Below are 18,097 nucleotides of genomic sequence, written 5' to 3' on the forward strand. Positions count from 1 at the left end.
ACGTGAGAGAAGTGACATGCGCGTCGAGATCTGGAGCGACATCGCCTGCCCGTGGTGCTACATCGGCAAGGCCCGGTTCGAGAAGGGCCTGGCGGAGTTCGCGCACCGCGACGACATCGAGGTCGTCCACCGCTCCTTCGAACTCGACCCGAACCGTCCCAAGGGCGCGGTCGGCCCGGTGATCCCGATGCTGGCCGAGAAGTACGGCCGCACCCTGGACGAGGCCCGGGGCATGGAGGAGCACGTCGCCTCCACCGCGCACGCCGAGGGTCTGGGCTACCTCACCGAGGGCCGCGACCACGGCAACACCTTCGACATCCACCGGCTGCTCCACCTGGCCAGGGCCCGGGGCCGCCAGGAGGCGCTGCTCGACCTCGCCTACCGGGCCAACTTCGCCGAGGAGCGCTCGGTCTTCGACGACGGCGTGCTGCTGGAGCTCGCGGTCGAGGCCGGTCTGGACGCCGACGAGGTACGGGCGGTGCTCGCCGACGGGAGCGCGTACGCCGACGAGGTGCGCGCGGACGAGGCCGAGGCGGCGGCGCTCGGCGCGAACGCCGTGCCGTTCTTCGTGGTCGACCGCAAGTACGGGATCTCCGGCGGCCAGCCCGCCGAGGTGTTCACGCGGGCCCTGGAGCAGGCCTGGCAGGAGCGGACGCCGCCGGTCCTGGCCACGCTGGGGACGACTGCTGCCGGTGGTGACGGTGAGGCGTGCGGGCCGGACGGGTGCGCGGTTCCGGGCGCCTGACCCCGGCCCTCCTGCGGCCGTCCCAGGAGCGGGCACGCATCCGCGTGGCCCAACCCGGGGGCGGCCGTTGGCGATTCCTCCGGCCCTTTGCCGATTGACCCCGGCCGCGAGGGGCCGCAGGGTGGGATCATGGAGATCCTAGAGCCCCTGTCGGGCGACGCGTTCGCGCCCGAGACGACGTATCTGAACACTTCGAGCTGCGGTCTGCTGCCCCGGCGCGCGGTGGACGCCATCACACGGCTCGCCGGGGAGAACGCCGCGGGCACCCGCGTGGGCGCGGGCGGCTTCGACGCGCTCGCCGCCGCCCGAGGCTCCTTCGCCCGGCTCGCCGGGGTCGGCGCCGACCGGGTCGCGCTCGGCTCGTCGGTCTCGGTGCACGTGGCGCTCGTCGCCCACTCGCTGCCCGCCGGGGCCGAAGTCCTCGCCCCCGAGGGCGAGTTCAGCTCGGTGGTGCAGCCCTTCGCGGTACGGGGCGACCTCAAGACGCGGTACGTGCCGCTGGAGGCGCTGGCCGAGGAGGTGCGCCCGGAGACCGCGCTGGTGGCCTTCTCGTCCGTCCAGTCCGCGGACGGGCGGGTCGCGGACCTCGCGGCCGTACGGGCAGCGGCGGCGGCGCACGGGGCGCGTACGCTCCTGGACGCCAGCCAGTCCGCGGGCTGGCTGCCGCTGGACGCGGGCGCGTACGACTACACGGTCACGGCGGGGTTCAAGTTCCTGGTCTGCCCGCGGGGCACGTCGTTCCTGACGGTGACCGAGGAGGCCCAGGAGGGGCTGGCCCCGCTGCACTCGGGGTGGTTCGCGGCGGAGGACCTGAGCGACAACTACGGTCCGGTACGGGCGCTCGCGGGGGACGCGCGGCGGTACGACGAGCCCGGTTCGTTCCTGTCGTACCACGCCGCCGCGGAGTCGCTGGCGGTACTGGAGTCCGTGGGGATCCCGGCCGTGCACGCCCACGCCCTGACGCTCGCCGAGCGCCTGCGGGACGGCCTCGCCGCCCTCGGGCACCGGTCCGTGGCCCAGGACTCGGCGATCGTCGCCGTGCCCGGACTGGGCTGGGCGCAGCCGGAGCTGCTGCGGGCCGGGGTGTACGCCTCCGAACGGGGCGGGAACCTGCGGTTCGCCGTCCACCTGTACAACGCGTCCACCGACGTGGACCGCGCCCTGGACGCGCTGGACGCGGTGCGGTGAGTCCGGCGGGCTGCCTCGACCACCCCGCGCCGGCCTGCCGCCCCGACCGACCGCCCGACCCGGAAAAGCCGTGGTCACGGGCGGTAGCTGGAGCGATGATCGGGCCGTGACCACGGATACCGAGCAGGACGTACGGGTGCGCGCCGCCGCCCGCAACAACGCCGAGTGGTGCGAGGCCCTCTGCCGCGCCCACGGCCTCACGGGCGCCCGGGACGCCCACGCCTGGACCAGCGCCCGGCGCACCCCACCGCTCTACCCCGACGCGGTGACCCTCGGCCCGGGCGCCGGGTCCCACGGGATCGTGGAGCGGATCGACGCCTCGCCGGGCGCCTCGGTCAAGGACAGTTTCGCCGCCCTCGACCTGACGGGCGAGGGCTTCGCGGTGCTCTTCGACGCCCAGTGGATCCACCGCCCCGCCCCGGAACCGGGCGCGGGGGAGTGGGAACGGGTGGGTACGGAGGAGGAGTTGGCGCGCTGGGAGCGGGCCTGGTCGGACGGGGACAGCGACGGTCTCTTCCCGCCCGCGCTCCTCGCCGAGGACGCCCACGCCTTCCTCGCGGCGCGGGACGCGGCGGGGCGGATCGTCGCCGGAGCTGTCGCCAGTACGAGCCAGTCGGTGGAGGGCGCGCCGGTGAAGGGCGCGTCGGTGGAGCGCGCGCCCGTGGTGGGTGTCTCCAACCTCTTCGCGGCCGACGGCGACCTCGACGCGGCCTGGGCCGGCTGCCTGGGCACGCTCGCCCGGCACCGGCCCGGCCTCGACGTGGTCGGCTACGAGAGCGGCGACGACCTCGCGGCGGCCGTCCGCGCCGGGTTCACCCCGGTCGGAGGGCTCAGGGTCTGGCTGCGTCACTGAGCGGTTCGCCGTACCAGCGCCAGGACTCCCGGCGCGGCAGGTCCGCCAGCTCGGCCCGGCCGGTGGCCCACAGCAGGACGCGCCACCGGTCCGGGTCCGCCGGGACGTCACGGAACAGCCGGGCCAGCACCCGGTCGCACAGCCCGCCGGGCGGCGCCCAGGTGACGCCGAGGCCCTGGGCCACGTCGTGGGTGTGCAGCAGCGTCTCGACGATCCCCATCGCCGCGAAGCCCTCCGGGTCCGAGACGCCGAAGGTGTGGTGGGCGCGGACGTCGGGGGAGGCCGTGCGCACCATCGCGGTCAGCAGGGCGCCGCACGCCTCCAGGGTCGTCAGGAGCCCGGCGGGCCCGGCCGCGCGGTCCGCGTGCACGGCGTTGCGCGGCCCGCCGGGCCGCCTCGCCTCCCACAGGAACGGCACCTCGCCGTCGAGCGGCGGCTGCTGCGGGCCGAGCTGCGCGGCGTACGCGAAGAGGTCGTCCGCGAGGTGCTCGACGGTCTCCCAGCAGTCCCACTCCAGGGACCCGGCCCTCGCGCCCCAGTCCGCGGCCAGCCCGGCCCGCAGCGCGGTGACCGAGAGCCGTACGGCGTGTTCGACATCGGCCGCGGTGACGGGGGACCGTGAGGTTTCATCAGCCATGCGCCCGACCGTACCAACGATCACCGTACGGCCGGACGGCAGCCACTCACCCGTCAGCCCCGTCAGCGCACCGGCGTGAAGTCCCTGGCGCCGATGAACTCCGGGCGGCGGATCGGGGCCGCGAACGGCTCGACCGCCGTGTTCTCCACGCTGTTGAAGACGATGAAGACGTTGCTGCGCGGATACGGGGTGATGTTGTCACCGGAGCCGTGCATGCAGTTGCAGTCGAACCAGGTCGCCGAGCCCGCGCGTCCGGTGAAGAGCCGGATGCCGTGCCGGTCGGCCATCTTCGTCAGCGCCTCGTCGGACGGCGTGCCCGCGTCCTGCATCTGGAGCGACTTCTTGTAGTTGTCCTTGGGCGTGGCCCCGGCGCATCCGAGGAAGTCCCGGTGCGAACCGGGCATGATCATCAGGCCGCCGTTGGTGTCGTGGTTCTCGGTGAGCGCGATCGACACGGAGACGGTCCGCATGTTCGGCAGGCCGTCCTCGGCGTGCCAGGTCTCGAAGTCCGAGTGCCAGTAGAAGCCCGACGCGCCGAACCCGGGCTTCACGTTGATGCGCGACTGGTGGACGTACACGTCCGAGCCCAGGATCCGCCGGGCGGTGCCGACCACGCGCTCGTCGCGCACCAGGCCCGCGAAGACCTCGCTCAGCTTGTGCACCTCGAAGACCGAGCGCACGGACTGGGACTGGGGCTCCACGATGGACCGCTCGTCGGCGCGGATCGCCGGGTCGGCGATCATCCGCTCCAGCTCGCGCCGGTAGAAGGCCACCTCGTCGTCGGCGAGGAGCTGGTCGACGGTGAGGAAGCCGTCCTTCTCGTACGACTCGAAGCCCTCGGACGGGCCCCAGACGACCGGGTCCTGACGGGGGGTCACTACCTCGGCGGCGCCGCGGGTGGGGTACAGGTCCTGCATGGTGATCAGCCCTCCTCGGGTTCGGTCAGCAGGGGGTAGACGCCGTTCTCGTCGTGGTCCTCCCGTCCGGTGACGGGCGGGTTGAAGACGCAGACGCAACGGAAGTCGGTCTTGGGGCGCAGGGTGTGGCGCTCATGGCCGTTCAGCAGGTACATCGTGCCGGGCTCGATCCAGTGGGTCTCACCGGTCTCGTGGTCGGTGAGCTCGGCCTCGCCCTCCACGCACAGCACCGCCTCGATGTGGTTGGCGTACCACATCGACGTCTCGGTGCCCGCGTACAGGACCGTCTCGTGGAGGGAGAAGCCGACCTTCTCCTTGGCGAGGACGATCCGCTTGCTCTCCCAGGTGCCGGAGGCGGCGCGGACGTGGCGTTCGGTGTTCTCGATGTCCTTCAACGAGCGGACGATCACAGGGGGTTGCTCTCTTTCCTCGTACGGACGGCGGTCGGACGGCGGTCAGACGGCCGTCTCGCGGACGGCGCGCGCCAGGGTGCGCAGACCCTCGTCGAGCTCGTCCTCGGTGATGGTCAGCGGCGGCAGCAGCTTGGTGACCTCGCTCTGCGGGCCCGACGTCTCGACCAGCAGGCCGAGCTCGAAGGCGCGCCGCGCCACCTTGCCCGCCCGCGCCTTGTCGTGGAACTCCAGGCCCCAGACCAGGCCGTGGCCCCGGTACTCCTTGACGTCGACCAGGTTCTCCTCGGTGATGGAGATCAGCGCCTGCTCGACCTGTTCGCCGCGGGCCCGGGTCTGCTTCTCCAGGGCGCCGCCGTCCGTCCAGTACGCCTCCAGCGCCGCGGTCGCGGTGACGAAGGCCGGGTTGTTGCCGCGGAAGGTGCCGTTGTGCTCGCCCGGCTCCCACACGTCCAGCTCCGGCTTGAACAGGCAGAGCGACATGGGCAGCCCGTAGCCGCTGATCGACTTGGACAGGGTGACGATGTCCGGGGTGATGCCCGCCTCCTCGAACGAGAAGAACGCGCCGGTGCGCCCGCACCCCATCTGGATGTCGTCGACGATCAGGAGCATGTCCTGGCGCCGGCAGAGGTCGGCGAGCGCGCGCAGCCACTCGGGCCGCGCCACGTTGATGCCGCCCTCGCCCTGCACGGTCTCGACGATCACCGCGGCGGGCTTGTTGAGTCCGGAGCCCTGGTCCTCCAGGAGCCGCTCGAACCACAGGAAGTCGGGCACCTGCCCGTCCAGGTAGTTGTCGAACGGCATCGGCGTGCCGTGCACCAGCGGGATGCCGGCCCCGGCCCGCTTGAAGGCGTTGCCGGTGACGGCGAGCGAGCCCAGCGACATGCCGTGGAAGGCGTTGGTGAAGGAGACGATCGACTCGCGGCCCTTCACCTTCCGGGCCAGCTTCAGCGCCGCCTCGACCGCGTTGGTGCCGGTCGGGCCGGGGAACATCACCTTGTACGGCAGGTCGCGCGGGCGCAGGATCACGTTCTGGAAGGTCTCCAGGAACGCGCGTTTGGACGTGGTGGCCATGTCCAGGCCGTGGGTGATGCCGTCGCGTTCGAGGTAGTCGAGCAGTGCGCGTTTGAGCACCGGGTTGTTGTGCCCGTAGTTGAGTGAGCCGGCCCCGGCGAAGAAGTCGAGGTACTCGTGGCCGTCCTCGTCGGTGAGCCGGGCGCCCTGGGCCCGGTCGAAGACGGCGGGCCAGCCGCGGCAGTAGCTGCGGACCTCCGACTCGACGGTCTCGAAGACGCTCAGCGCGGGCGGGGTGATGGTCACAGTCGTACTCCCAGGTCGATCCGGTAGAGGACTTCCGCCTTGTGCCCCGCGTCGGGGAACAGGCCGCTGTCGAAGAGCACCTCGCGGCGGGGCGCGGTGGCGCGCCGCTCGGCGAAGGAGGTGAACAGCCGGTCGGAGGCGGTGTTGTCGGGGGTCACGGTCGTCTCGACCGAGCGGACGCCGTGCGAGTCGGTGACCTTCGCGGTCAGCGCTTCCAGCAGGGTGCCGGCGAGGCCGCGCCCCCGGTGCTCGCGGTCGACGGCCACCTGCCAGACGACGAGCGTGTCGGGGCGGTCGGGCCGGACGTAGCCGGTGACGAAGGCGATCGGCCCCCCGGTGGCGTCGCGCGCCACCAGGGAGGTCGCGGCGAAGTCACGGCACCAGAGGAGATAGCTGTACGAGGAGTTGAGGTCCAGGACTTGTGAGTCGCGGGCGATACGCCAGATCGCGGCGCCGTCCTCGACGCGTGGGGTGTCGATATGGACAACGGTCTGTGCGGCGGTCATGCGGAGGGAATTTACCCAGCGGAAATTGAAATCGCATTCCCGTCAGGGGGTGTGCGCGGCGCCGTTCTGTGTTATCACGCAGGTGTACGCGCGAGGTGATTTGTCCGGTAATTACCGGACAAAACGGCGGCGATGTGGAGTCGATCACACCCACTTGGGCCCCGAAAAACCTTCTGGAGATCGCGTGTTTGAGATCAACCGGCTGGGGCAGAAGAAAACGGGAAGCTGCTCCGGATAAAGCAGCTTCCCGTTTAGGGGAATTCGCCGGCTATTTGTTCGCGGTAAAGGTGTCATCGGGTTGGTTTCACCAGGCTTGGGAAACAGCCTTGAGGGCGGCTTCCGTATCGACCGCCACGCCCAGCGCACCCAGCGCCGCCCCCAGCGCCACGAGCGAGCCCCGGACCGCTTCCTCGGTGGCGTCGGCCCCGTAGTGGTTGACCCGGACCATCTCCTTGGCCAGCGCCCCGCCGCCCGCGATCAGCGGCAGCGAGGGATCGGCCGCCAGCGCCCGCGCCACCAGCTCCGAGGCGTCGACGCCCTCGGGGACGCGCAGCGTCGTGGCCACCGGGGCCGCGTCCCGCTCCTGGCGCACATACGGCCGCAGCCCGCCGCCGAGCGCCGAGGCGCCGGCCCGGGTCGCGGCGGCGGCGCGGGCGTGCCGGGCCATCACCACGTCCAGGCCCTCCGCCTCGATCCGCTCCACACACGCCTCCAGCGCCAGCATCTCCAGCTGCGCCGGGGCGTGCAGCAGCGCCTTACGGCCGCCGTCGATCCAGCGCTCCTTCCAGTCGAGGAGCGAGAGGTAGGAGCGGCGCGGGGCCTTCGGGTTGGCGGCGATGCGCGCCCAGGCCCGCTCGCTGACCGACACCGCCGAGACGCCCGCCGGGCCGCCCATCGCCTTCTGCGCGCCGATCACGCACAGGTCCACCCCCCACGCGTCCGGCAGCAGCGGCTCGGCGGCCACCGACGCCACCGCGTCCAGCATGAACAGCGCGCCGTGCCGGCGGACCACCTCGCCGATCTCCGCGACCGGGTTGGTGTTCCCGGTCGCCGCCTCCGCGTGCACCAGCGAGACGAAGTCGATCTCCGGGTGGTCGGTGAGGGCCCGGTCGATCTGCTCGGCGGAGACGGCCGTGTGGAAGGGCACCTCCAGATCGACCACGTGCGCCCCGCAGTCCCGCAGCCAGTCGCCGAAGGTCTGCCCGTACGGGCCGGTCACCACGTTCAGCGCGGTGGACCCCGGATGTGCGGCACCCCGGATACAGCCCTCCAGCGGCAGCAGCGCCTCGCCCTGCGTGATCACCACGTCCTGCTCGGTGGCGAGCAGCGCCGCCACCCGCCGTTCGATGGCCGCGAAACGGGCGGCGGTCAACGGGGGCAGGTCGAGGAACGGGTGCGTCACAGCGGTGCCTTCTTCACATCAGCGGGTGCTCGGTGCCCGGGCGGGTGTACCCGGTCGAGGGTACCCAGCGCCTCGTACAGTGCTGACCATGAGCGATGACGTGGTGCTGCGAGTGAAGGGGCGGGTGCTCGTCGGTCCGGAGGAGGTGCGGGACGAACTGTGGGCGGTGGACGGCCGGATCACCTACGAGCGTCCGCCGGGCGCGGTGGACGCCGTCACGGTCACCGGGTGGGCGCTGCCCGGCCTGGTCGACGCGCACTGCCACGTCGGGCTCGACCGGCACGGCCCGGTCGACGACGAGACCAGCGAGAAGCAGGCGCTGACGGACCGGGAGGCGGGCACCCTGCTCCTGCGGGACGCGGGCTCGCCCTCCGACACCCGTTGGATCGACGACCGCGAGGACCTGCCGAAGATCATCAGGGCGGGCCGCCACATCGCCCGCACCCGCCGCTACATCCGCAACTACGCCCATGAGATCGAGCCCGGCGACCTCGTCGCGTACGTGGCCCGCGAGGCGCGGCGCGGCGACGGCTGGGTGAAGCTGGTCGGCGACTGGATCGACCGCGAGGTGGGCGACCTCGCGCCGTGCTGGCCGCGCGGGGAGGTGGAGGCGGCGATCGCCGAGGCCCACCGGCTCGGCGCCCGGGTGACGGCCCACTGCTTCGCGGAGGACTCCCTGCGCGACCTGGTCGAGGCGGGCATCGACTGCGTCGAGCACGCCACGGGCCTGACCGAGGACACGATCCCGCTCTTCGCCGAGCGCGGCGTCGCCATCGTCCCGACCCTGGTCAACATCGCCACGTTCCCGCACCTCGCGGACGGCGGCCAGGCCAAGTTCCCCCGGTGGTCGGCCCATATGCGCCGCCTCCACGCCCGCCGCTACGACACCGTCCGCGCGGCCCACGACGCCGGCATCCCCGTCTTCGTCGGCACCGACGCGGGCGGCTCGATGGCGCACGGCCTGGTCGCGGCGGAGGTCGCGGAGCTGGTGAAGGCCGGCATCCCGCCGGTCGAGGCCCTCTCCGCCACGGCCTGGGGCGCCCGCGCCTGGCTGGGCCGCCCGGCACTGGAGGAGGGCGCTCCGGCGGACCTCGTGGTGTACGAGGGGGACCCGCGGGCGGACGTACGGGTGCTGGCGGCGCCGAGCCGGATCGTGCTGAACGGGCGCATCGTGGGGTGACGGGGCCGGGTGCGGACGCGGGTGTGGGTGTGGTTGCGGGGAGTTGACGCGGAGGGTGACGGTCCGGTGAGTGGCTCGTTGTAGCCGTTTCGGCCGCGGCGACAGGTACGCCGGCGCGGGCCACCGGCGTACGCCGCAGGGGGGACGGACAGGCCCCCTGCTGGGAACGGATGGGCGAGCGAAGTCGAACGGACGGTCAGTACGACCCCCCTTGGGGTGAACTGACGCCGCGTAGACGTGCTTTCACTCTCCGTGCGTAAAGATTCCGGTGTCTCCCGTCACTGGCGCGCCCCTGGCTCACCCGAGTCCCACGAGTCCCCGTGGTGGCGCGCGCCGGGTGACGGCTCATGTCTCCTGTGGGGGTTCCACCACCGTGAACACGATCAACTTCCGCCTGCCCGTACGCACCTCGGCCGCGCTGGCCCTGACCCTCGGCTCCCTGGCCCTCGCGACGCCCGTCCCGGCGTACGCGACGGGTCCGGGTGCCGGCGCGGGTCCGGGCGCGGTTTCGGCGACCGGCGGCGGCCAGGGCCGGGCGAGCGCGGTGGTGCTCCGCACGGGCCTGGACGTCTCGCTCCTCGACAAGACGGTCGACATCCCCCTGAAGGCCACGCTCAACGAGGTCCAGGCGCCGGCCGGTTCGGGCACGGCGGGCCGGACGGCGCTGGAGGTGAAGCTCGACGGCGTCGAGAAGGGCCGGCCGGTGAACGTCCTGAAGGCGGACGTGGCGACCGCGACGGCGACGGTGGGGGCGGGCCGGGCGGAGGCCACCGCCCGCCTCCTCCACGCCCGGCTGCACGTCCCCGGTCTGCCGCTGCTGTCCCTGGTGGAGGTCGAGGACGTGACCTCCAAGGCGGTCTGCGCGGCGGGCGCGCGCCCGGTGGCCTCGTCCAACCCGCTGGGCGCGGTGACGGTCCTGGGCAGGAAGCTCACCCTGACGACGGGCGGGACGACGCGGGTGGCGGTGCCGGGGGTGGGTGAGGTGACCCTGGACCTGTCGTCGACGCACACGACGTCGCGGACGGCGGCGGCGACGGCGCTGCGGCTGCGGGTGTCGGTGAATCCGCTGAAGCTGAACGTGGCGGAGGTGGAGGGGGAGGTGACGCTCGGGGAGGCCCGCTGCGAGGCCCCGGCGTCGGCGCCGTCCCCCGCGCCCGCTCCCGTCGCGCGTACGTCGAGTACGGGGGTGGTGCGGGCGCAGACCGTGGGGGAGACCGCGTTGGCGGAGACGGGTGGGGGTTCGTCGGTGGGATATGTGGTGGGTGGGGCTGTTGTGCTGGTGGCGTTGGGTGGGGTGGGGGTGGTGCGGGCGCGTAGGGGCTGAGGGGGTTTGCCCCCACCCCGCCCCTTCCCGAAAGCCCTCCGGCGGGCGGCCTGCTTGTACGTCTGCGGACCGTGGAGGCTTACTCGCGCAGTTCCCCGCGCCCCTTGGGGGTTGGGGTTTGTCTGCGGGTGGGTGGTGGGCTGGTCGCGCAGTTCCCCGCGCCCCTTGGGGGTTGGGCTTGCGCCGGGTCGGGGGCGTTGAGCCGAGGCGGTTCGTCTGTGGGCTGTGGGTGGCTGGTCGCGCAGTTCCCCGCTCCCCGCGTCCCTTCAGGGCTCGGTCTGTGGGGGCGTCCGTGGGTTGTGTGTGGCTGAGCGCTCGGTTCCGCGCGCCCCTGCGTACCTGGGGGCGCGGGGAGCTGCCCGACCGGCCCACCACCTGGCCGCAGATGAAGGAAGCCCGTCCGGGGGCGTGGGCGCGTCCCCGCCGCCCCGGTTTCGGCCCCCGCCCCCGGAGGGTTACGCCGACGTCAGCGTCAGGGCCTGGTCCAGGGCCTGGAGGAAACGATTCGTCGTCGCGCGGTCCCGGACCGCGAGCCGCAGCCACTCCGGGCCGAGGCCCGGGAACGTGTCGCCCCGCCGCGCCAGGAACCCCAGACCCCGCAGCCGCGCCCGTACCTCCACGGCAGCGGCCATCCGTACCAGGACGAACGGGCCCTGGGCCGCCTCCACCACCCGTACCTCCTCGAACTCGCCCAGCCCCGCCACCAGATGCGCCCGGTCCGCGGCGAGGCGGTGGGCCGCCTCCTCCGCCTCCGCCAGCGCCCTCGGCGACACGCACGCCTCCGCCGCCACCAGGGCGGGCGTGGAGACGGGCCACAGCGGCTGGGCCCGGGAGAGCGCGGCCACCACCGACGGCTCGGCCAGGACGTAGCCGATCCGCAGGCCCGCCAGGCCCCACGTCTTGGTGAGGCTGCGCAGGACCACCAGGCCCGGCACGTCCGTACGCCCCGCCAGCGCCTCCCGCTCGCCCGGTACCGCGTCCATGAACGCCTCGTCCACGACCAGCGTCCGCCCGGGCCGGGCGAGCGCGGCCAGCACCCCGCCGGGGTGCAGCACCGACGTGGGGTTGGTGGGGTTGCCCACCACGACCAGGTCCGCCTCCTCGGGGACGGCCGCCGGGTCGAGCCGGAAGCCGTCCCGAGGGCGCAGCAGGACCCGCCGGACCTCGTGCCCGGCGTCCCGCAGCGCCGCCTCGGGCTCGGTGAACTGCGGATGCACCACCACGGGGTGGCGGACCGGAAGGGCCCGCGCGAGCAGCACGAACGCCTCCGCCGCCCCCGCCGTCAGCAGCACCCGCTCCACCGGCAGCCCGTGCCGCTCGGCGACCGCCGCCCGCGCCGCCCGCCCGTCGGGGTAGGCGGCGAGCCCGGTCAGGGACGCGGCGATCCGCTCCCGCAGCCACTCCGGGGGAGTGTCCGCCCGTACGTTGACCGCGAGGTCGGTGAGACCCGCGCCGGCGTCACGGACCTCCGCGTCCCCGTGGTGGCGCAGATCGTGCTCAGTGATGTGCGTGCGCATGGCTGCCATGGTGGTGATGATGGTGGCCGTCGTCGTCCGGGTGGAAGTGGGGCTGCTGGGGCATTCCCACCTTGTCCTCGAATCCGGGCAGCGCGATCCGGTAGACGCAGGAGTCGCAGTTCATCCGCAGATCCCCCTTCACCGCCTCCTCGTACCGCTCCATGACCAGCGTGTGCAGCTCCTCGGCCGCGCCGATGACGTCGGCGGAGCGCACGTCGAGAGCGGGGTGCGCCGCCGCCCACTCCTCGGTCTGCTGCCGCACCCGGTCCGGCAGGATGCCGGTGAAGAGGAAGTACGGCAGGACGACGATGTTCCGCGCGCCCAGCTTCTCGCAGCGGTCGAGACCGGCCGGCACGTCGGGCGCGGCGAGCGAGACGAAGGCGGTCTCCACGCCCGCGTAACCGCGGCCCTCCCAGAACAGCCGGGCCGCCTTGTGGACCTCGGAGTTGGCGTCGGGGTCGGTGGAGCCCCGGCCGACCAGGAGGACCGTCACCTCGGAGCGGTCGAGGCCGTCGATGACCTCGTCGACCCGGCGCTCCAGGACCGCGAGCAGCGAGGGGTGCGGCCCGAGCGGGCGGCCGTAGGTGTAGGAGATGCCGGGGTGGCGCTCCTTCTCGCGGGTGAGCGCGGCCGGGATGTCGCCCTTGGCGTGTCCGGCCGACACCAGCATCAGGGGCACCGCGGCGAACCGCTTGACCCCCTGCTCGACGAGCGAGGTCACGGCGTCGCCCAGCGGCGGCGGCGACAGCTCGATGAAGCCGCCCGCGACGGGCAGTTCGGGGTTGCGGCGGCCGAGCTCCTCGACGAACGCGCGGAACGCCTCGGCCCCGGCGTCGTCCCGGGTGCCGTGCCCGGCGATGAGCAGGGCGGGCTTGGTCTGGGGGGTGGTCACTGCTTCTCCTTGGCGAGGGGGTGGTACAGAAGGGCGTTGAGCGCGGCGGAGGCCACCGCCGAGCCGCCCTTCTCGGAAACGTTGCTGACGGCGGGCAGGCCGCTCTCCCGCAGTGCCTGCTTGGACTCGACGGCGCCGACGAAGCCGACCGGAAGCCCGATCACCAGCGCGGGCGCGGCGTCGAGGGTCAGGAGCTCCTCCAGGGCGGTGGGCGCGTTGCCGATCACCCAGAGCGCGCCGGGGCCCACCTGCTCGTACGCGAGCCGGACGGCGTGGGCCGACCGCGTGAGCCCGGGACCGGACTCGGCGTCCCGGAGGCGGCAGACCGTCTCGCGCCGGGTGATCCCGGCCGCGACCATCTCCACGTCGGTGACGACCGGCGCCCCGGCGTGCAGCGCCGCATGGGCCTGGACCAGCGCGTCCTCGTCCATGACGAGGTCCGTGGCGTAGCCGAGGTCGGCGGCGGAGTGGACGACCCGCTCCACCACCGCCCGCGTCAGCGGCGCGAAGTGCGAGGTGTCGAGGCGGGCGCGCATCCGCCGGTACGACTCCACCTCGATGGGGTGGACCGTACGCTCCCAGGGCCTGCTCACTTGGCCTCCCCGGGGGAGGAGGTCTGCCAGCGGTAGCCGCGCGGGGTCACCATGCGGCCGGCGATCTCCCGGGTGGCCGTGTTGCCCACGGTCACCACGGTCATCATGTCCACGGTCGCCGGGTCCAGCGCGCCGAGCGTGGTCAGCCGGCTGCTCTCGTCGGGGCGCGAGGCGTTGCGCACCACGCCGACCGGGGTGTGCGCGGCGCGGTGCCCGGCGAGGATGCCGAGCGCCTTGGGCAGCTGCCAGTCGCGGCCCCGGCTGCGCGGGTTGTAGAAGGTCACCACGATGTCCGCCTCGGCCGCCGCCCGGACGCGGCGCTCGATGACCTCCCACGGCGTGTGCAGGTCCGAGAGCGAGATGGAGACGTGGTCGTGGCCCAGCGGCGCGCCCAGGATCGCGGCGGCGGCCAGCGCGGCCGTCACGCCCGGCACGCCCACCACCTCGATGTCGTCGGCCGCCTCGGCGAGCGCGGGCGACGCCATCGCGTACACCCCCGCGTCGCCGGAGCCGATCAGCGCGACCGCGTGCCCGGCGCGCGCCTGGGCGACGGCGGTACGGGCCCGCTCCTCCTCGGCGCCGAGCCCCGACTCCAGGACCGTGGTGCCGGGCCGCAGCAGATCGCGGATCTGGTCCACGTACTGGTCGAGCCCGACGAGCACCGAGGCCCGGCGCAGCTCGTCCTTGGCGCGAGGGGTGAGCAGGTCACGGGCGCCGGGGCCGAGCCCGACGACCGCGAGCCGTCCGCGCGGAGCGCGCCGCACCACCGCGCAGGTGGCCATCGCGGCACGCCCCTCGGGGCTCGACTTCCGCTTGGGCACCAGCAGTTCACCCCCGCCCGCGAGCGCGGCGGCCTCCGCGACGCTCGGCGTCCCGACGGCCTCCAGCGGCGCGTCGGACGGGTTCGGCACGGTGATCCCGGCGAGCTCCTCCGCGCTGTACGCGGTGAGCGGCACCCCGAGCCGGGAGGCGGCCTCCACGAGGCCCGGCTCCCCGGACTTCGCGTCCACGGTGGCCAGCGCCGCCACGCTCAGCGCGCTGAGGCCCGCGCCCGCGAGGGTGTCCTCGATCAGGCCGAGCACCTCCTCCACGGGGGCGCCCTTGGACGCGCCGACGCCGACGACCAGGGACTTCGGCCGAAGTACGGCCTCGTGCGGGCCCGGTTCCAGCAGCCGGTCGGTGAGGTGGAGGGTGGCGGGGCCCTCGACGTCGGGGCGCACGTTCGGCGGAAGGGCCGGCAGCGGCCACACCCCGTCCGCGCGCAGCGCCACGGGCGAGCCGTCCAGCACCGCGCGCGAGACCGCGGCCACCGCGCCCTCGACGGGCAGACCGAGGGTGTCCAGGCCCGGCACGCCCACCGCGTCCGTCGCCGTGGTCACCACCGGCGTACAGCCGAGGACTTCGGCGACCTCGCCGGCCAGCGCGTTGGCACCGCCCCCGTGGCCCCCGAGCAGGGAGACGGCGAAGCGCCCGGCCTCGTCCACGCAGACCACGCCCGGGTCGGACGCCTTGTCCGCGAGCAGCGGGGCGAGCAGCCGGACGGTGGCCCCGGTGGCGAGGAAGCACACCAGCGCCTCGCACTCGGCGAAGGCCTGCCCGACGGCCTCCCGCACGGGTCCTTCGTACACCCGGACCCGGCCGGGCCAGGCCGCGGCCAACCGGTCGCGGGCGATGGCGCCCGCCGCGGTGGCGGAGATCAGGCCGATCACTGAACAGCTCCTTCGACAACCGATACGGCAGAGGGTGCGGGGCGGTCGCCCCACAGCAGGAAGACGGGGTTGGCGGCGGCGAGCCGGGTCACGTCGCCGGGCAGCGGCGCGAGCCGCGAGGCCTGGAGCAGCACCCCGTCGGTCTCCAGACCGGCCCCGGCCAGCGCCGCCCGCACCGCCGGAACACGGTCGAGCGCGGCCAGCGCCACCACCACCGTGCGCCGGGCCCGGCGGGCGCAGGCCGTGACGATCGCGGGCAGCTCACGGCCGCCCCCGCCGATGAACACCGCGTCCGGGTCGGCCAGGTCCGACAGGACCGTGGGCGCCGCGCCGTGCACCACCCGTACGTCCACGTGGTGCGCCGCCGCGTTGGCCCGGACGTGCTCGCAGCCCTCGGCGGTCTTCTCGACCGCGACCGCCGCCGCCCCGAACCGGGCGCACTCCACGGCCACCGAGCCCGACCCGGCCCCTATGTCCCAGACGAGATCGCCCAGGCGGGGGCCGATCCGGGCCAGCGCGAGGGCCCGGACCTCGGCCTTGGTGATCATCGAGTCGCGGTGGGCGAACGCGCTCTCCTCCAGCGCCCAGCGGTCGGGCGTGGCCCGCCCGCCCGCGACCGTGCGCACCGGCGAGAGCGCCTGCTCCTCGTCCAGGCAGATGATCACGCTGACCGCGTCCCACTCCCGGGCCGCGGCCTCCGCAGGGGTCACCCGCACCAGCCGCTCCCGCCGCGGGTCGCCCAGCGCCGACGCGACCACCAGGACGCGCTCGGGCGCCCGGCGGGCGAGCTCCGCGCCGAGCTCGGCGGGGCCGGCGCCGGGGCCGGTGAGCACGGCGGTCTTGGGGTGCGCCCGGCACACGTTGGCGGCCGTGCGCAGATCCCGCCCGTGCGCGCTGACCACCAGCGCGTCGTCCCAGGGCAGCCCCAGCCGGGCGAAGGCCACGGCCACCGAGGCGGTCCCCGGCCGTACGTCCAGCTCACGCGGGCCGAACCGTTCGGCCAGCGCCCGGACGATCCCGAAGAACCCGGGGTCGCCGGAGGCCAGCACCACGACCCGGCCGCCGCGCTCGCGGTGCTCGGCGATGGCGTCGAGGGCGGGCGCCAGCGGACCGAGCACCACCTGCTTGGCGCCCGGCGGGACCTCGGCCGCCGCGAGATGGCGGGCCGCGCCGGTGACCAGCGTGGCCTCGGCGAGCGCCGCCAGGGCGTCCGGGGCCAGCGGCGCGCCCGTCCCCGTACCGATGACGGTGATCATGACGGGGAGCGCTCCGCCTTCTCGGCGTTCTCGGCCTTCAGCGCGCGCCGGGCCGCCGGATCGGCCCGGCGGAAGCCGTGGAAGTGGCCCGGGTGGTAGAGGTGCGAGCGGGTGCCGGACGCCGACAGGGCCGGGCCGACCAGGAAGAGCGTGTGCTTCCAGAGCTTGTGCTCCTTGACCGTCTCCTCCAGCGTGCCGATCGTGCAGCGCAGCACCAGCTCCTCGGGCCAGGTCGCCTGGTACGCCACGACGACCGGCGTCGACGTCGGGTAGCCCCCCTCAAGGAGCTCCTCGACCAGCTGGCCGGAGCGGGCGGCGGACAGGAAGACGGCCATGGTCGTGCCGTGCCGGGCGAACTCGCGCACCTCCTCGCCGGGCGGCATCGGCGTCTTGCCGCCGCCCAGACGGGTGAGGATCACGGACTGGGCCACCTCCGGGATGGTCAGCTCGCGCTGGGCGATCGCCGCGACCGCCGAGAACGAGGAGACGCCCGGGACGATCTCGACCTCCAGGCCGAGCCCCGCCACCCGGTCGAGCTGCTCCTGGGTGCCGCCCCACAGCGCCGGGTCGCCGGAGTGGATCCGGGCGACCTTCAGGCCCTCGCGGGCGGCCCGCTCGTACACGCCGACGACGTCCTCCAGGGACATCGCCGCCGAATCCAGGATCTCGGCGTCTTCGCGCGCGTGGTCCAGGACCTCGGCCTGGACCAGGCTCGCGGCCCAGATGACCACGTCGGCCTCGGCGATCGCCCGGGCGGCACGGAACGTCAGCAGGTCGGCGGCGCCGGGGCCGGCGCCGACGACGGTCAGCCTGCCGGTGGGGGCATCGGCCATGGGAGGGGTCCTCTCGTACGTCACACAGTCGGTAAAGCGAAATGCGCGGGGGTGGGTCAGTCGGTTAGCAAGGGCGCATGGTGGTGATCGTGGCGCTCGGCGCCTTCCTGATGACACTGGTCGGCGGCTGGACGGCCCAGCGCGTCACCGACCGGCGCCATCTGGTGCTGGGACTGGCGGGCGGCCTGATGCTCGGCGTGGTCGGGCTCGACCTGCTGCCGGAGGCACTGGAGGCGGCGGGCGACGACGTCTTCGGCGTTCCGGCCGGGCTGCTGCTGTTCGTGGGCGGCTTCCTCCTCGCCCACCTGGTGGAACGCCTCCTTGCGGTGCGCCGGGCGGCCCACGGGGCGGACGAGAGGGCGCCGCAGGTGGGCCTGACGGCCGCCGCGGCGATGGTCGGGCACAGCCTGATGGACGGCATCGCGATCGGCGCCGCGTTCCAGGTGGGCGGCGGCATGGGCGCGGCCGTGGCGGTCGCGGTGATCACCCACGACTTCGCCGACGGCTTCAACACCTACACGATCACCAGCCTGTACGGGAACGACAAGCGCAAGGCCGTCGCCATGCTCGTCGCGGACGCGTTCGCCCCGATGGCCGGCGCCGCCTCCACCCTGCTGTTCACTCTTCCGGCCGAGCTGCTCGGAGGCTATCTGGGGTTCTTCAGCGGGGTGCTGCTGTATCTGGCCGCCGCCGAGATCCTGCCCGAGGCGCACCACGACCACCCGGCCCGCTCGACGCTGCTCTGCACGGTCGCGGGCGTGGCCTTCATCTGGCTGGTGGTGGGCATCGCGGGATGAGCCCCGGGGCGCCCGGGG

Annotated in this window: 18 protein-coding genes; 6 read left to right on the top strand and 12 right to left on the bottom strand. The window is 73.9% G+C overall.

The genetic code is table 11. The features are described 5' to 3' along the window. The first annotated feature begins 16 nt into the window (after nt 1-16). The 3 genes from AC069K_RS15975 (at nt 17) to AC069K_RS15985 (ending at nt 2,786) form a co-directional block, all read left to right on the top strand. Nucleotides 17-745 carry a DsbA family oxidoreductase gene (locus AC069K_RS15975; protein WP_478616339.1) on the top strand — a complete coding sequence of 243 codons (729 nt, stop codon included), beginning with the start codon at nt 17-19 and terminating at the stop codon, nt 743-745. Nucleotides 746-874: 129 nt separating this feature from the next. Then, the gene (locus AC069K_RS15980; protein ID WP_478616342.1) at nt 875-1,933 is read left to right on the top strand and encodes an aminotransferase class V-fold PLP-dependent enzyme; all 1,059 of its coding nucleotides are present in this window, start codon (nt 875-877) and stop codon (nt 1,931-1,933) included. Nucleotides 1,934-2,039: 106 nt separating this feature from the next. Beyond that, entirely contained in the window at nt 2,040-2,786 is a 747-nt protein-coding gene (locus AC069K_RS15985) for a hypothetical protein (protein WP_478616345.1), read from the top strand. Here AC069K_RS15985 and AC069K_RS15990 read toward each other — a convergent pair. From AC069K_RS15990 to AC069K_RS16015, 6 genes are all read right to left on the bottom strand, one after another. Next, nucleotides 2,764-3,423: a hypothetical protein gene (locus AC069K_RS15990; RefSeq protein WP_365113625.1), complete on the bottom strand. Its 660-nt coding sequence runs from the start codon at nt 3,421-3,423 to the stop codon at nt 2,764-2,766. The two genes, AC069K_RS15985 and AC069K_RS15990, sit on opposite strands and share 23 nt — an antisense overlap. 62 nt (nt 3,424-3,485) lie before the next feature. Next, nucleotides 3,486-4,340, bottom strand: coding sequence for an ectoine hydroxylase (thpD, locus tag AC069K_RS15995; RefSeq protein WP_358836154.1), 855 nt, complete (start codon nt 4,338-4,340; stop codon nt 3,486-3,488). Nucleotides 4,341-4,345: 5 nt separating this feature from the next. Continuing rightward, nucleotides 4,346-4,750: an ectoine synthase gene (locus tag AC069K_RS16000; RefSeq protein ID WP_358836155.1), complete on the bottom strand. Its 405-nt coding sequence runs from the start codon at nt 4,748-4,750 to the stop codon at nt 4,346-4,348. Between the two features lie 45 nt (nt 4,751-4,795). Further along, nucleotides 4,796-6,070 (bottom strand): diaminobutyrate--2-oxoglutarate transaminase, encoded by a 1,275-nt coding sequence (ectB, locus tag AC069K_RS16005; RefSeq protein ID WP_365113628.1) that lies wholly within the window; start codon nt 6,068-6,070, stop codon nt 4,796-4,798. Continuing rightward, nucleotides 6,067-6,576 (bottom strand): diaminobutyrate acetyltransferase, encoded by a 510-nt coding sequence (gene ectA, locus AC069K_RS16010; protein WP_478616351.1) that lies wholly within the window; start codon nt 6,574-6,576, stop codon nt 6,067-6,069. Before ectA ends, ectB begins: the two co-directional genes overlap by 4 nt. Nucleotides 6,577-6,880: 304 nt before the next feature. After that, nucleotides 6,881-7,978, bottom strand: a complete 1,098-nt coding sequence (locus AC069K_RS16015; protein WP_478616354.1) for a pyridoxal-phosphate-dependent aminotransferase family protein — start codon at nt 7,976-7,978, stop codon at nt 6,881-6,883. 88 nt (nt 7,979-8,066) lie between these two features. Between AC069K_RS16015 and AC069K_RS16020 the strand changes: the two genes are divergently transcribed. Both AC069K_RS16020 and AC069K_RS16025 read left to right on the top strand, forming a co-directional pair. Then, nucleotides 8,067-9,158: an amidohydrolase family protein gene (locus AC069K_RS16020; protein ID WP_478616357.1), complete on the top strand. Its 1,092-nt coding sequence runs from the start codon at nt 8,067-8,069 to the stop codon at nt 9,156-9,158. A gap of 373 nt (nt 9,159-9,531) precedes the next feature. Next, a complete protein-coding gene (locus AC069K_RS16025) occupies nt 9,532-10,482 on the top strand; it encodes an SCO1860 family LAETG-anchored protein (protein ID WP_478616360.1) in 951 nt (316 codons plus the stop codon). 455 nt (nt 10,483-10,937) lie between these two features. Here the strand turns inward: AC069K_RS16025 and cobC are convergent, their stop codons facing one another. Genes cobC through cobM form a run of 6 tightly spaced genes read right to left on the bottom strand, consistent with a single transcriptional unit; the run spans nt 10,938 to nt 17,282 of the window. After that, entirely contained in the window at nt 10,938-12,008 is a 1,071-nt protein-coding gene (gene cobC / locus AC069K_RS16030) for an Rv2231c family histidinol phosphate aminotransferase CobC (RefSeq protein ID WP_365113638.1), read from the bottom strand. Then, a complete protein-coding gene (locus AC069K_RS16035; RefSeq protein WP_358836622.1) occupies nt 11,980-12,891 on the bottom strand; it encodes a sirohydrochlorin chelatase in 912 nt (303 codons plus the stop codon). Before AC069K_RS16035 ends, cobC begins: the two co-directional genes overlap by 29 nt. Further along, nucleotides 12,888-13,484, bottom strand: coding sequence for a precorrin-8X methylmutase (locus AC069K_RS16040; RefSeq protein ID WP_358836621.1), 597 nt, complete (start codon nt 13,482-13,484; stop codon nt 12,888-12,890). Before AC069K_RS16040 ends, AC069K_RS16035 begins: the two co-directional genes overlap by 4 nt. Beyond that, nucleotides 13,481-15,193 carry a precorrin-3B C(17)-methyltransferase gene (gene cobJ / locus AC069K_RS16045; protein WP_478616366.1) on the bottom strand — a complete coding sequence of 571 codons (1,713 nt, stop codon included), beginning with the start codon at nt 15,191-15,193 and terminating at the stop codon, nt 13,481-13,483. Before cobJ ends, AC069K_RS16040 begins: the two co-directional genes overlap by 4 nt. After that, nucleotides 15,190-16,449: a precorrin-6y C5,15-methyltransferase (decarboxylating) subunit CbiE gene (gene cbiE, locus AC069K_RS16050; RefSeq protein ID WP_478616369.1), complete on the bottom strand. Its 1,260-nt coding sequence runs from the start codon at nt 16,447-16,449 to the stop codon at nt 15,190-15,192. The genes cobJ and cbiE overlap by 4 nt, the downstream gene beginning before the upstream one ends. Then, the gene (gene cobM, locus AC069K_RS16055) at nt 16,446-17,282 is read right to left on the bottom strand and encodes a precorrin-4 C(11)-methyltransferase (RefSeq protein WP_358836618.1); all 837 of its coding nucleotides are present in this window, start codon (nt 17,280-17,282) and stop codon (nt 16,446-16,448) included. The genes cbiE and cobM overlap by 4 nt, the downstream gene beginning before the upstream one ends. A gap of 77 nt (nt 17,283-17,359) precedes the next feature. Between cobM and AC069K_RS16060 the strand changes: the two genes are divergently transcribed. Next, entirely contained in the window at nt 17,360-18,079 is a 720-nt protein-coding gene (locus AC069K_RS16060) for a ZIP family metal transporter (protein WP_358836617.1), read from the top strand. Nucleotides 18,080-18,097: the final 18 nt, after the last annotated feature.

The sequence above is a fragment of the Streptomyces sp. NPDC043908 genome (assembly GCF_056435525.1).

What these genes read in the sequence shown, in the direction of transcription:
- AC069K_RS15975 (WP_478616339.1), top strand. Translation starts at nt 17, where the DNA reads ATGCGCGTCGAGATCTGGAGCGACATCGCCTGCCCGTGGTGCTACATC.
- AC069K_RS15980 (WP_478616342.1), top strand. Translation starts at nt 875, where the DNA reads ATGGAGATCCTAGAGCCCCTGTCGGGCGACGCGTTCGCGCCCGAGACG.
- AC069K_RS15990 (WP_365113625.1), bottom strand. Translation starts at nt 3,423, where the DNA reads ATGGCTGATGAAACCTCACGGTCCCCCGTCACCGCGGCCGATGTCGAA.
- thpD (WP_358836154.1), bottom strand. Translation starts at nt 4,340, where the DNA reads ATGCAGGACCTGTACCCCACCCGCGGCGCCGCCGAGGTAGTGACCCCC.
- ectA (WP_478616351.1), bottom strand. Translation starts at nt 6,576, where the DNA reads ATGACCGCCGCACAGACCGTTGTCCATATCGACACCCCACGCGTCGAG.
- AC069K_RS16020 (WP_478616357.1), top strand. Translation starts at nt 8,067, where the DNA reads ATGAGCGATGACGTGGTGCTGCGAGTGAAGGGGCGGGTGCTCGTCGGT.
- cobC (WP_365113638.1), bottom strand. Translation starts at nt 12,008, where the DNA reads ATGGCAGCCATGCGCACGCACATCACTGAGCACGATCTGCGCCACCAC.
- cbiE (WP_478616369.1), bottom strand. Translation starts at nt 16,449, where the DNA reads ATGATCACCGTCATCGGTACGGGGACGGGCGCGCCGCTGGCCCCGGAC.
- cobM (WP_358836618.1), bottom strand. Translation starts at nt 17,282, where the DNA reads ATGGCCGATGCCCCCACCGGCAGGCTGACCGTCGTCGGCGCCGGCCCC.
- AC069K_RS16060 (WP_358836617.1), top strand. Translation starts at nt 17,360, where the DNA reads ATGGTGGTGATCGTGGCGCTCGGCGCCTTCCTGATGACACTGGTCGGC.